General features: G+C 49.3%; 11 protein-coding genes. 4 read left to right on the top strand and 7 right to left on the bottom strand.

What is annotated here, in order from left to right:
- Nucleotides 1-162: 162 nt before the first annotated feature.
- Together D6029_RS02570 and D6029_RS02565 are read left to right on the top strand one after the other, a co-directional pair.
- The gene (locus D6029_RS02570; RefSeq protein ID WP_120063261.1) at nt 163-1344 is read left to right on the top strand and encodes an acetyl-CoA C-acetyltransferase; all 1182 of its coding nucleotides are present in this window, start codon (nt 163-165) and stop codon (nt 1342-1344) included.
- Between the two features lie 422 nt (nt 1345-1766).
- A complete protein-coding gene (locus tag D6029_RS02565) occupies nt 1767-2453 on the top strand; it encodes a porin (RefSeq protein WP_120063260.1) in 687 nt (228 codons plus the stop codon).
- Between the two features lie 208 nt (nt 2454-2661).
- Here the strand turns inward: D6029_RS02565 and D6029_RS02560 are convergent, their stop codons facing one another.
- The gene (locus tag D6029_RS02560) at nt 2662-3837 is read right to left on the bottom strand and encodes an oligogalacturonate lyase family protein (protein WP_120063259.1); all 1176 of its coding nucleotides are present in this window, start codon (nt 3835-3837) and stop codon (nt 2662-2664) included.
- Between the two features lie 391 nt (nt 3838-4228).
- Here D6029_RS02560 and kduD point away from each other — a divergent pair, with 391 nt between their 5' ends.
- Nucleotides 4229-4990 carry a 2-dehydro-3-deoxy-D-gluconate 5-dehydrogenase KduD gene (gene kduD, locus D6029_RS02555; protein ID WP_120063258.1) on the top strand — a complete coding sequence of 254 codons (762 nt, stop codon included), beginning with the start codon at nt 4229-4231 and terminating at the stop codon, nt 4988-4990.
- A 110-nt stretch (nt 4991-5100) separates the two neighbouring features.
- Here the strand turns inward: kduD and D6029_RS02550 are convergent, their stop codons facing one another.
- The 6 genes from D6029_RS02550 to D6029_RS02525 all read right to left on the bottom strand — a co-directional run bounded on the left by D6029_RS02550 (nt 5101) and on the right by D6029_RS02525 (nt 11590).
- Nucleotides 5101-6231 carry an oligogalacturonate lyase family protein gene (locus D6029_RS02550; protein WP_120063257.1) on the bottom strand — a complete coding sequence of 377 codons (1131 nt, stop codon included), beginning with the start codon at nt 6229-6231 and terminating at the stop codon, nt 5101-5103.
- 77 nt (nt 6232-6308) lie between these two features.
- Nucleotides 6309-7598, bottom strand: a complete 1290-nt coding sequence (locus D6029_RS02545; RefSeq protein WP_120063256.1) for an ABC transporter substrate-binding protein — start codon at nt 7596-7598, stop codon at nt 6309-6311.
- A 15-nt stretch (nt 7599-7613) separates the two neighbouring features.
- Nucleotides 7614-8741 (bottom strand): ABC transporter ATP-binding protein, encoded by a 1128-nt coding sequence (locus D6029_RS02540; protein ID WP_120063255.1) that lies wholly within the window; start codon nt 8739-8741, stop codon nt 7614-7616.
- A gap of 13 nt (nt 8742-8754) precedes the next feature.
- Nucleotides 8755-9669, bottom strand: a complete 915-nt coding sequence (locus D6029_RS02535) for a carbohydrate ABC transporter permease (RefSeq protein WP_120063254.1) — start codon at nt 9667-9669, stop codon at nt 8755-8757.
- On the bottom strand, nt 9662-10552 hold the full coding sequence (locus D6029_RS02530) for a carbohydrate ABC transporter permease (RefSeq protein ID WP_120063253.1): 891 nt from the start codon (nt 10550-10552) through the stop codon (nt 9662-9664). The genes D6029_RS02535 and D6029_RS02530 overlap by 8 nt, the downstream gene beginning before the upstream one ends.
- 714 nt (nt 10553-11266) lie before the next feature.
- Nucleotides 11267-11590, bottom strand: coding sequence for a cupin domain-containing protein (locus D6029_RS02525; RefSeq protein WP_120063252.1), 324 nt, complete (start codon nt 11588-11590; stop codon nt 11267-11269).
- A gap of 164 nt (nt 11591-11754) precedes the next feature.
- Here D6029_RS02525 and D6029_RS02520 point away from each other — a divergent pair, with 164 nt between their 5' ends.
- Entirely contained in the window at nt 11755-12453 is a 699-nt protein-coding gene (locus tag D6029_RS02520; RefSeq protein ID WP_120063251.1) for an aspartate/glutamate racemase, read from the top strand.
- Nucleotides 12454-12651 lie beyond the last annotated feature (198 nt).

The following is a 12651-nucleotide window of genomic DNA, read 5'->3' as shown; positions in this document are numbered from 1 at the left end:
CTACCACTGCGATGAAGCACAACATGCTGCGCAGACCTTCAAAATACGCCTCACGAACTTGCCGACCGGCGAGTTTAAGCTACATTCCAGTGTGATTAATGACTCAGGCCGAATATCGGCGATTAAACCATTCCTGAATAGCAGTCGAACGTGGAGTAAGTGATGAAAGATGTCGTCATCGTGGGGGCAGCACGCACCCCTATTGGCTGCTTTCAGGGGGCGCTTTCCCCGCGCAGCGCCTCGGAGTTGGGAAGTGCGGTCGTGAAAGCGTTGCTCGAACGCAGCGGCGTGAGCGAGCAAGAAGTGGATGAAGTGATCCTTGGGCAAGTTTTGACGGCAGGTGCCGGGCAAAACCCGGCGCGACAAACGGCGCTTAACAGCGGTTTACCGTGGTCTGTTTCCGCCATCACCATTAATGACGTCTGCGGATCGGGCCTGAAAGCACTGCATCTTGCGACGCAGGCCATTCAATGCGGTGAAGCGGACGTAGTGATTGCGGGCGGCCAGGAAAACATGAGCCGTGCGCCACACGTTTTGGCGGACAGCCGTAACGGCGCGGGATTAGGCAATTCGCAGCTTATCGACAGCCTGGTTCACGATGGCTTGTGGGATGCGTTCAACGACTACCATATGGGCGTCACTGCCGAAAACCTGGCCCGCGAATACGGTATCAGCCGCGAAAGCCAGGATGCTTACGCGCTGGCGTCGCAACATAAAGCGCGGGCGGCCATTGATGCCGGGCGTTTTAAAGATGAAATCGTCCCGATCACGGTTGAGAATAATGCCGGAAAGTCGGTGGTAGTTGATACCGACGAACAGCCGCGCACCGATGCCAGCGCGGAAGCGTTAGCTCAATTGCGGCCAACTTTTGATATCGCCGGTAGCGTAACCGCCGGAAATGCGTCTTCTATTAATGACGGTGCCGCCGCCGTGTTAATGATGAGCGCCAGCAAAGCCGAAGAGTTAAATTTGCCGGTGCTGGCGCGTATTCGGGCATTCGCCAGCGTCGGCGTCGATCCCGCTTATATGGGCATTGCGCCAGTCACCGCGACTCAGCGTTGCCTTGAACGTGCAGGCTGGAAGCTTGAGGAGCTGGATCTTATCGAAGCCAATGAAGCCTTTGCCGCACAGGCGCTTTCAGTGGGCAAAATGCTGGAATGGGACGAGCGCAAAGTGAATGTTAACGGCGGGGCGCTGGCGTTAGGCCATCCGATTGGCGCGTCCGGCTGCCGTATTCTGGTGTCACTGGTGCATGAAATGATCAAGCGCGATGCCAAAAAAGGGCTGGCGACGTTGTGTATTGGCGGCGGGCAGGGTGTGGCGCTGGCAATAGAAAGAGATTAATTTCCCACATTGAGTTTCTTATCAATAAAAAAGCACTTCCCACGGGAGGTGCTTTTTTATTATCTCCGTCACACTTTCACCCCGTTTTATTTAACTGCGTCACATAATTCACCTCATTTCTCAATTTAATGACTCTCCACAATGCCGTTTAAATTTCATTTAAGTTCTCAGTTCATTCTTATGTAAATAAGATTAAACGCTGTTGAAAAGTTGTTTCAATGATGTTTTTGGATTTTTTAATGTGATGTCTGTCGCCAAATGTTGAGTGTTGTAGTTTGTTTTGTTGATAACCATCACGAATATTGCCACATGTGAATTTTGACATAAACATTTACGATCCCGATCACTAAAATAATGTTCATTTAAAAATAAAATCCAGTTTCATAATAATGAAACGATATTTCAATGAAGGGAATGCGATTATGTTGAAGAAAGCTCTGGGTGTAGTTGTTCTTTGTGGTGTAAGTGTCGCAGCGCAAGCCGTCACTGTGGATTTACGTCACGAATATGTTGATGCTGGTTCAAATGGCGACCGTGTAGCGGTATCCCACCGGTTTGCTAATGGTCTTGGTTTTGGCGTTGAAGCAAAATGGAAGTCTGGCGGTACAGATAAGGATCAGCCGTTTACTGACATCGTTGGCAGCGGCCATGAAGAATCGATTAACTGGCGCTGGAAAGCGACAGATAATATCGCTATCACACCGGGTTTAAATATTGACAGTAACGATAGCAAAACAACCTGGAAGCCTTATCTGCATGCGCAATATAGCTTCGACAGTGGTTTCTATGTGGCTGCGCGTTATCGCTTTGAATATACCCGTTATCCAAATGACAACACCAAAAATGAAGACGACAAAGTCAACCGTGGTGACGTCTGGGCAGGCTTTGCGCTGGGTGACTGGCGTACCGAGCTGAACTATGTGTATGCGAAGAGCGACCACCAAATTCGTTCTAACAACAATAAAGATTCAGATGAGTACAACGTAAAACTGGCATATAAACTTGATAAAAACTGGTCGCCGTATGGTGAAGTGGGTAACGTTGCGGGCAGTAAAAGTACCGATGAACGTCAGACTCGTTTCCGTGTCGGTGTAGCTTATTCTTTCTGATTATCTAAACTGTATCTAATACCCTCAATTTAGGCCTCCGCAAATAGCGGGGGCTTTTTTATATATTATTATTCCGTCAGTGTTGTCGGGTAGTGCTGTCGCTTTTTCGACCCGCAATTAATATATTGGTTTTGTAGGGATATATAAAAAAGCCCTCTCATAATGAGAGGGCAAGGCCTACACAGGGCACACACTATATTTGGGAATATCAGGCAGGAATTAATTCCGGGTTCGCAGGCATTTTCGCAATATACAGCGCCGGTTTGCCGTCTTTATCTGAGCTAAACAGAATTGCGCTGTCGTCTGGTGTAAATGAAGGATGCGGATGCGTTACCTGGCGGCTATTAGCAAATGTCGCCCAGGATGTATCGTGGCGAGCGACGCGGAAATAAGCTTTCTTCGCCACGTCGAATGCGTACAAATACGGATCGTTATCAATGGTATAACCGCTGGTGTCTTTAACATCCACTGGCGTCCCGGAACCGTCACCGACTAAAAGCGTGCCATCGAAGTTGCTCATCAAATGGGAACATGCCGGCATTTGCATCACTTCTTCGTTAATTCCGCTGTCCGGGTTGTAGCTATAAATGGTGCGACCTTGCTGGCCTTTCAAATAAGAAACGTACATCAGCGACGAACCGTTTGGCACCCAGAACTCGTGCGTGCAACTTTCGCCTTCTGCATGTTCTTTCACTTTGCGCACGTTGCTGCCGTCTTCGTTAACCATCCACATGCGCGCATCGACTAAATCATGCGGGCCTTCGTGGCAGAACGCGACAGTGTTGTCATCGAACGGGCGGTAAATCGGGTGGCCGAGCCAGTTTTTTTCCTGATGGATAACCGCGCTTTCGCCGGTTTGCAAATCAACGCGCAGCAAGCGGCAATTTGGCCCTTTGTGGAAGAAGTCATGGAAGATTTTCCAGTCGTTCAACGGAACCCAATCGTCTTTGGAAATTTCGATACCGACTAATTTGGTGCAATCGCTGTTCGCCACCCAGGTACCGTAACCGACCCAGTCAGCCGGAACGCGATACACTTCGCGCTCCACCAAAGTCTCAAGATTGACTTCCAGCAGCGTGCGCTCGTTCTTCACATAATAAAGAGATTTGTCATCAGGTGAGAGGAAGCCGCCAAAGGTGTTGTCGCCGTTTCCTTCCGTTAATTGCACGGCTTCGGCAGCGGCGATATCCAGCAGATAGTAGTTCCAGTTGCCGTCAAACTCGCCAGCAAACAGCAACTTGCTGCCATCGTGGGTAAAGCATTTTTGATAGAAGTAATTACGATGACACGTTACCTCTGGTGGCGTTAAGCGGGTGACTTCGACGCCTGTGTCTGGGTCCTGACTCACTTCGTAAACCAGCTTAACCCGCATACCTTTAGCCATTTCGCTCTCCTTTAAGTGGCAACTTGCCTCTGCCGAAAATTAATGTTCGAACTTCTGGTGTTAATTTATCAAAACATTGTTTCAATGTGTGTGATTGCATTCACTAAACGGTGAGAACGAACACAACTCTTATGAGAAATTTATGGATGCGGCAGGGAAAACTCCGAGTAACCGTGATCGAAATATCAAATTTGGAAAGTATTCTCTGAAAGTTGAAACAACGTTTCATTTATAATTGAAAAGCGGTTTCAACCCGATTACTATTACTGCATCAAAGATTACGGAACAGTGTTTTTACCGTAAGTGATTTTAAGAATGGCGCAGTTAGCGCAGACAATTTTCCCCAAGATGCTTGCGCTAACAGCAAGCCCGTATAAAAAAGGAAACCTACATGATTTTGGATTCGTTCTCCCTGGAAGGTAAAGTCGCTGTTGTTACCGGTTGTGATACTGGCCTGGGCCAGGGTATGGCTATCGGCCTGGCAGAAGCGGGTTGTGACATCGTCGGTATCAACATCGTTGAACCAGCAGAAACCATCGAACGTGTGACAGCGATGGGTCGTCGCTTCCTGAGCCTGACTGCTGACCTACGCCAGATTGATGGTATTCCTGCTCTGCTGGAGCGTGCGGTTGCTGAGTTCGGCCAAATCGACATTCTGGTTAACAACGCAGGTCTGATTCGTCGTGAAGACGCCATCAACTTCAGCGAAAAAGACTGGGACGACGTAATGAACCTGAACATTAAGAGCGTGTTCTTTATGTCTCAGGCTGTGGCTCGCCAGTTCATTGCGCAGGGCAAAGGCGGCAAAATCATCAACATCGCTTCCATGCTTTCTTACCAGGGCGGCATCCGCGTTCCTTCTTATACCGCTTCAAAAAGCGCAGTTATGGGCGTGACCCGTCTGCTGGCGAACGAGTGGGCGCAGCACGGTATCAACGTGAACGCTATCGCACCGGGCTACATGGCGACCAACAATACTCAGCAACTGCGTGCGGACGAAGAGCGTAGCGCGGCAATTCTTGAGCGTATTCCAGCGGGTCGTTGGGGTCTGCCAGAAGATCTGAAAGGGCCAATCGTATTCCTGGCTTCCCCGGCTTCTGATTACATCAACGGTTACACCGTTGCCGTTGATGGCGGCTGGTTAGCGCGTTAATTCGGGTTATCTACCCTACAAAACCTGTTCTGTTTGTCGGTCGGGCAAGCGTAGCGCCCCCGACACCAGGCGAAAAAGAAACCTCCTGAAACCAGGAGGTTTTTTTATATCTATACCTTTGCAAGATACAACGCTGGCATCCCTTCTTCGTCAGACGTGTACAACACCCACTGGTTATCCGGGCTAAACGACGGATGCGGATGCGTCACCTGGCGGTCGCCATCGACCACTTTCCACGATGTGTTATGGCTGCAAACCGCTTTCTGCGTCCCGTTCTTCAGATCAAATACCCAAATAAACGGATCGTTTAGATCGATATTCCCGGTCTTGTGCGGCGCGCCGTCACCTACTACCAACGAACCATCGGCGTTGCTCATCAAATGCGAACACGGCGGAATGGTGCGAAGCTGACGATTCTCCAGCGTTTGCGGGTCAGCCGAGCATAAATAACGGTGCGCATCGCCCTCTTTGTGCGCCACGTAATAGAGTGCGGAACCGTCCGGCACCCAAAATTCATGGGTAAAACTTTCGCCTTCCTGATGCTGACGAACTTTGCGTAGATTGCTGCCGTCCTGATTAATCAACCACATACGCGCGTCGATAGCATCGCGTGGGCCTTCGTGGCAAAACGCCACGGTTTCGTCGTCGAACGGGCGGTAAATCGGATGCCCCAGCCAGCGCTTTTCTTGCAGGATGACTTGCTGCTCGCCGCTGTGTAAATCAATACGAATCAGGCGGCATTCAGGGTTAGTGAAATAGAACTCGCGGAATTTTTGCCAGGTGTCGAGCGGCGACCAGTCGCTCTTTTTGATTTCAATCCCCACCAGTTGGCTGCAATCAGAATTTGCCACCCAGGTGCCGTAAGCCACCCATTCGTCATCGACTTCATAAACTACATACTCTTCCAGCGACTCGAGATCGACGCGGCGTAATTCGCGGGTGTTTTTCACATACCAAAGCGACTGGTCGTCTGACGACAAAAATCCGCCGAAGGTATTATCGCCAACGCCTTCAGTCAGTTGCGTGGCGATTTGCTTCTCTAAATCCAGCGAGTAGTAATTCCAGTGCCCTTCAAATGCGCCACCGAAAATCAGCCGCTGGCCGTCGTTGCTAAAACATTTTTGATAGAAGTAATTGCGGTGACAAATAATATGCGGCGGCGTCAAACGCAGCACTTCTGCACCGGTTTCCTTGTCGCGTCGGGCGCGGAAGGAGAGTTGGATTTTTTTACCTTTAGCCATCACGAAGCTCCCTAATCGTTAAAAAAATACCCCGCACCGCAAGCGGGGCAGGGTATCTATCCAAAAACTTAGGCTAATTAACGCATTGCGCGTTTCAGAATACGGTTACCCTGGCGTTCAAATTCAGCAGCGGTTTCTTCTACGGTTTTCTGGCCATAGTCGATGTACTGCAAAGATGTGCCGAACAGGGAAACAATCTGCGGGTCGTCAAAGTACGGTGACGTTGGCAGTTTGTTTGGCAAAGATTGCGCCAGTTTCAGGCCAGCAACCGCCGGATCGTTATCTTTGATTACGCCATCAGCCGTGAGCTGAGTGACCGCCGCTTGACTCAACGGCACGCCACGCTCCAGACCCAGCGCTTCCACGCCTGCTTTTTCGTTCAGCAGGAAGTTAATCAGCATCGCGGCTTCTTTCGGATGCTTGGTCGTTTTACTGATAGAGAACATCTGTGCTGGTTTGAAGAACATACCGGCATCAGTTGCCCCTGGCAGCATTGGGTAAGAGCCCAGCTCAAGTTTTGCTGGTGGCTTCAGGTTGTCGGAATACTTTTTAATGGTGGAGTTCCACATATAAGTCCCGGCCCATTCGCCCTCAATCCACGGCTTCATCTCATACATATTGCTCTTACCAAATGACGCATAATATTTGGTGTCAGGCATTACGTGGCTGTCGATGAGTTTTTTGTACATGCCAAAGAACTCAACCCACTGCTCTTTGCTGTAGCCGAACTGTTTTTTCGTGGTGTCGATTTCTGGAATATTGTATTTCTGCACCATGTAAGAGCGCAGCAAAGACAGCGTATCCTGGTGCTCTAAAATGACCGGGAAGTATTGCTTGCCCAGTTTGCTTTCAAAGGTTTTACCTGCCGCCATCAAATCATCCCAGGTTTTTGGGTATTCGATGCCGGCTTTTTTCCAGGTTTCGTCGTTAAAATAGAACACGCGCGCGGTGACGGAAATTGGGATGCCGTTCAGCTTGCCGTCAACCGTGGTGGATTGCAGTTCCTTTGGATCAAATTGCGTCAGATCCAAATCGCCCTTCACGGTATTCAGGTCGTAGAAGCCGGTGCCATTTTTGGAGAAAATTGGCAGCCAGTTCCAGTTGGTTTGCATCACGTCCGGCTCAGTGCCGCCCGCAATTTGCGTGGTCAGACGGGACAAGTGCCCATCCCAACCGGTGTATTCCGACTTCACTTTGATGTTCGGATGTTGTTTCTGGAACTCTTCCACAGCTTTCAGTGTGACCTGATGGCGGCCATTGCCGCCCCACCAGGACATACGTAAATCAACATCATCTGCCGCAAACGCCGAGCCGGCAGCCATTGCTAAGGTAGAGGCAATCAGGGTACTTAACAGCACTTTTTTCATTATCATAGACTCCTGTCAGAGTGAGATGTTTTGTTCTGTTTTAGCGTCGAAAATATGACATTTTTCCATGTCAAACTTGAAATACACCTTACGGTGAAGGCCCTTTTCAATCATTGGCTTAGCTTCATCGGAAGGGATGCGGCAGGTCATTTCAAAATCAGCTACTTTCAGGTAGATGAAGAATTCATGGCCCATATTCTCTACACGCACCATTTCACCGCTTGAATGGCTTTCAGCGAACGGTTCATCAGAGATCGAAATAAACTCAGGACGGATGCCGAAGAAAATGTCCTGATCTTTGTACTGCGCACAGCGCGATTGCTGACGCTCGTTCAATGCCAACGTATCGTTGCCGACGCTAATTTGCAGACGGCCCTCTTTCTCAATCAGCTTGCTCGGGCGAATGTTCATTTCTGGCGCGCCGATAAAGCCCGCCACGAACATGTTTTTCGGATAGTGATAAAGGTTATCTGGCGTATCCACCTGCATGATGTGGCCCAGTTTCATCACGCAAATACGGTCGCCCATGGTCATCGCTTCGGTCTGATCGTGGGTAACGTAAACGGTGGTCGCTGGTTTGCCGCTTTTCTTGAGCTGTTTGTGCAAATCGGAGATACGAATACGCATCGAGGCGCGCAGCTTGGCATCAAGGTTTGATAACGGTTCATCAAACAAGAACACGTCCGGTTTTTTCACAATCGCACGGCCTACGGCCACACGTTGTGCCTGGCCGCCAGACAGCTGACGCGGCAGGCGATCCATCAGTTCATCCAGCTCAAGGATTTTCGCAGCTTCATTCACTTGCGATTCGATTTGCTGTTTTGGCAGTTTGCTCAGCTTCAGGCCGAACGCCAGGTTTTCACGTACTGTCATGTGCGGATACAGCGCGTAGTTCTGGAACACCATCGCGATGCCGCGAGATTTCGGTGCCAGGTTATTCACCACGCGGTCGCCGATTCTGACTTCGCCACCGCTGATGGTTTCGAGGCCAGCCAGCATGCGCAGGGTGGTTGATTTCGCGCAGCCAGACGGGCCGACGATAACCATAAACTCACCGTCTTCAATCTTCAGGTCGATACCATGAACCGCCTGGAAGCCGTTGGAGTAAACTTTTTGCAATTTGTTGAAAATAACTTCAGCCATGATATTCCCTCACTTAACCTTTAATTCCGCTGCTGGTCACGCCTTGTACGAAGTAGCGTTGAGCCAGGAAGAAGATGATGATCGATGGCAGAATGGAGATGCTCGCCATTGCCAGAATTTCGTTCCATGGAGCGCCTTCCGTCACGTCGATAGACATTTTGAGCGCCAGTGCAATTGGGTATTTGTCTACGCTGTACACATAAATCAGCGGCCCGATAAAGTCGTTCATTGACCACATGAACTGGAACAGGGCGACAGAGATAATGGCCGGTTTCAGAATCGGCACCACCACATACCACAGCACCTGGAAGGAGTTGCAGCCATCAATTTGCGCGGCTTCTTCCATATCACGCGGCACGCCACGCAGGAACTGGATCAACATGAAGACAAAGAACCCTTGGGTTGCGAATGCCATCGGCAGCCACAGCGGCAGGTAACTGTTCAACATGCCCATTTCACGGAACATCAGGTATTGCGGGATTAACAGCACGGTGCTTGGCAGCAGCATGGTGGTAATCAACGTTGCGAACCAAAACTTCTTGAACGGGATGTCAAAACGGGCGAAGCCGTAAGCAACAATCGTTGAAGAGATAATGGTCAGCAGCACTTTTGGAATCACGTACTGCATGGTGTTCCACATGTAGTGACCAAAGGTGTACTCAGTACCGGTTTTCCAGCCGTTGACGAAACCGTCGCTGGTTGGGTTTGACGGCCACAGACCGAGGGTGGTGAAGATCTCATGGTTCGGTTTAAACGCCGCAGAGAACATCCACACCAGCGGGTAGAGCATCAACAGGCCGACAATAACCAGCACGATATAACGAATGGTGCGGCTAATTTTTTCACGGCGTAACGTGCGTGCGATTTCCTGCTCGGCCAGATCCGTCTGGCTTGGTGAACCGAGCTGGTTTGTTGGGATATCAGCCATTTTTGCCTCCCTTATCTGCGGAGTAGAACACCCAGTATTTCGATGACTTAAAGGCGATGGAGGCAAAGACCGCCACGACCAGGAACAGAACCCACGCTAACGCTGCGCCATAACCCATATCGAAGTATTTGAACGCGGTGTCGTAGATGTAGAGCGAGAACAAGTAGGTGTAGTGAGTCGGGCCGCCGCCGGTAATGATGTATGGCGCGGTAAACTCCTGGAACGCCTGCGTGGTCTGCATAATGAAGTTGAAGAAGATAACTGGCGTAATCAAAGGCACGGTCACTTTCATGAACATCTGCCATTTAGACGCGCCGTCGATCATTGCCGCTTCATACTGCGATTGCGGAACGTTTTGCAGTGCCGCGAGGAAGATAACCATCGCCGAACCGAACTGCCAGACACGCAGCAGCGTGACGGACATCAGCGCCAGAGAAGGCTCGCCCAGCCAGTTCACCGGGTCTAAACCAAACACGCCGATAAAGCTGTTCAGCAGGCCGTCGATAGCAAACAGCGCACGCCATAAAACGGCGATGGCAACGGAGCTACCCAAAATTGACGGGATGTAATACGCAGTACGGAAGAAGCCGATGCCGCGCAGTTTAAAGTTCAGAACAAATGCGATGCCGAGCGCAAAAGCGAGTTTTAACGGGATGGTTAAAAACACGTAAGCGAACGTCACGCCCATGGATTTCCAGAAGAGTGAATCTTCGGTCAACATGTAGCGATAGTTCTCGATACCGTTAAATACCGGTGGGTTCATCAAATCGTACTCAGTAAAACTGAGGAAGAAAGATGAAACAAACGGGAAGGCAGTAAAGACTATCAACCCTATTATGTAGGGCGATATCCATGCCAATCCCAGCATTCTGTTTTCATTCATACATACCTACCTGGCGATCAATGGTTTAAAAAAAGTTTTACAAAATCGTTCTTGAAACTCATTGCCTCACCCGCACTGGAAACGGATGGGTCGGAAAGCGGTGGGCGTGTTCGGCATATTCATTCCCTGATAATTGATTGATAAATTTAAGATAAATCGCTGTTTTGGTTTTTCTTGAACCGTATTCATTTACGGATTTCAGAAACATGCGAACCGTGGTTCCTGATTAGTAAAACGGCGTTTTAAATAATCTTATTACGATTTGTAACTGAGTCATTCGATTAATAGCGGAAATGTGATCAAAGTCGAAACGCTGTTTCGATTGTTTGATGTGTGTGGCGTTTTTAAGGCTCTATGGAAAATGTGGACTTAAAAATGGAGTGAGTTGGGCAGATGTAAACCACAAAGATATTTCTTATGTATGAGCAGTTTTAGGCGAGGTTTACGGAACTTTTTTATGAGGATTATGATATTTATCAGTCGGTTATATTTAACCTGAATGATGAGGAAATGTTATTTGTTTCAGGATGGAATATTAACGCGTGGGGAATTTAACTTAAGTTGGGAATTAAACGGATAGCGTTGATAAAGCTATTTGTCTGCATTTTCGTCCAGGTTTCACCACGACGTTTGTCACGCACACATTAATCCTGTAAATGAATGAACCGCTCCCGAGCACCGGACTCGATCAGAAGCAGTTCATTTATCAGAAATTTACTTCAGGAAATCTTCACGCACTGGCGTGAAAGTATCGAGCAGAGTGCCCGCTTCCAGGCAAACGCAGCCGTGCATCACATGCGGCTCTTTATAGAGTGTGTCGCCAGCGGTCACGCGGTGAGTTTCTTCGCCAATGGTGAATTCAAATTCACCGGATAAAACATAGGTCAGCTGCTCATGTGGATGGTTGTGCATCGGGCCAATCGCACCCTTTTCAAAGTTAACCTGCACGCCCATCATTTTGCCGTCATGCGCCAGAATGCGGCGGCTCACGCCAGCACCTAAATCTTCCAGTTGGGTATCTTTAATAAAAGTGAACATTTCTCGGATCCTTTTTATGTGAAACGTTGTTTCATTTAAATAATCGTATCCTGAAAATCCCATTTGCGATAGTTCGCCCCCGTGTTTTGTAAGGCCGATCACGCTTTCGTATTCTGTCATCTCTCTGATATAACCAATGGAATAAATACGAACGGGTGATAAAAATGAAAACAATTGGCTTGCTGGGCGGGATGAGTTGGGAATCGACTATCCCTTATTATCGTTTGATTAATGAAGGGGTTAAGCATCGTTTAGGCGGCCTGCATTCGGCAAAAATCGTGCTGCACAGCGTTGATTTCCATGAAATCGAAGCCTGCCAGGCAAGCGGTGAATGGGATCGCGCAGGCGACATGCTGGCGCAAGCCGCGCTCGGCCTGCAAAAAGCGGGCGCGGAAGGCATCGTGCTGTGTACCAATACCATGCACAAAGTGGCGCATCATATTGAATCGCGTTGCGAATTACCGTTCCTGCATATCGCCGACGCTACCGGCCGCGCCATTACCGCGCAGGGCGTTAACCGTGTGGCGCTGCTCGGCACCAAATACACCATGGAACAGGATTTCTACCGTGGCCGCCTGACGTCGGAATTTGGAATCGAGTCGCTGATCCCTGATGAACCGCAGCGTTTGCGTATCAATCAGATCATTTTTGAAGAACTGTGCCTCGGCAAAATCACCGCCGAATCGAAGCAGTATTACCAACAAGTGATTGCGGAGCTACAGGCGCAAGGCGCGCAGGGCGTGATTTTCGGCTGTACCGAAATCGGCCTGTTGCTCAACCAACAAGATTGCCCACTACCGGTGTTTGATACCGCGGCGATTCACGCAGAAGATGCGGTTAATTTCATGCTGACCGAGCAATAATTTTTTTATTCTTAATTTCAAAAAGTTAAGCGGTAAAAAAGAGTATCCTTACCTCACGCCGGGTCACCCCCGGCGTTTTTTGTGTTATTAATTTGTTAAGCAGCGCACGGTTTTTCAAACAAGCTGCACCTCTGACATCCCCGAAATCTGGCGGCTGAACCTGGTTCTCCGCCTTTTGTTATTTCTGCATCTGGAGTT

Source organism: Buttiauxella izardii (genome assembly GCF_003601925.1).
In the GTDB taxonomy this organism is placed as follows: Bacteria; Pseudomonadota; Gammaproteobacteria; order Enterobacterales; family Enterobacteriaceae; genus Buttiauxella; species Buttiauxella izardii.
Note: the sequence above shows the minus strand (reverse complement) of the source record. Positions and strands in the feature narration are given on the sequence as shown.

Excerpts from the sequence above, each read along its gene's own strand:
- D6029_RS02570 (WP_120063261.1), top strand. The coding sequence starts at position 163 with ATGAAAGATGTCGTCATCGTGGGGGCAGCACGCACCCCTATTGGCTGC.
- D6029_RS02565 (WP_120063260.1), top strand. The coding sequence starts at position 1,767 with ATGTTGAAGAAAGCTCTGGGTGTAGTTGTTCTTTGTGGTGTAAGTGTC.
- D6029_RS02560 (WP_120063259.1), bottom strand. The coding sequence starts at position 3,837 with ATGGCTAAAGGTATGCGGGTTAAGCTGGTTTACGAAGTGAGTCAGGAC.
- kduD (WP_120063258.1), top strand. The coding sequence starts at position 4,229 with ATGATTTTGGATTCGTTCTCCCTGGAAGGTAAAGTCGCTGTTGTTACC.
- D6029_RS02550 (WP_120063257.1), bottom strand. The coding sequence starts at position 6,231 with ATGGCTAAAGGTAAAAAAATCCAACTCTCCTTCCGCGCCCGACGCGAC.
- D6029_RS02545 (WP_120063256.1), bottom strand. The coding sequence starts at position 7,598 with ATGAAAAAAGTGCTGTTAAGTACCCTGATTGCCTCTACCTTAGCAATG.
- D6029_RS02540 (WP_120063255.1), bottom strand. The coding sequence starts at position 8,741 with ATGGCTGAAGTTATTTTCAACAAATTGCAAAAAGTTTACTCCAACGGC.
- D6029_RS02535 (WP_120063254.1), bottom strand. The coding sequence starts at position 9,669 with ATGGCTGATATCCCAACAAACCAGCTCGGTTCACCAAGCCAGACGGAT.
- D6029_RS02530 (WP_120063253.1), bottom strand. The coding sequence starts at position 10,552 with ATGAATGAAAACAGAATGCTGGGATTGGCATGGATATCGCCCTACATA.
- D6029_RS02525 (WP_120063252.1), bottom strand. The coding sequence starts at position 11,590 with ATGTTCACTTTTATTAAAGATACCCAACTGGAAGATTTAGGTGCTGGC.
- D6029_RS02520 (WP_120063251.1), top strand. The coding sequence starts at position 11,755 with ATGAAAACAATTGGCTTGCTGGGCGGGATGAGTTGGGAATCGACTATC.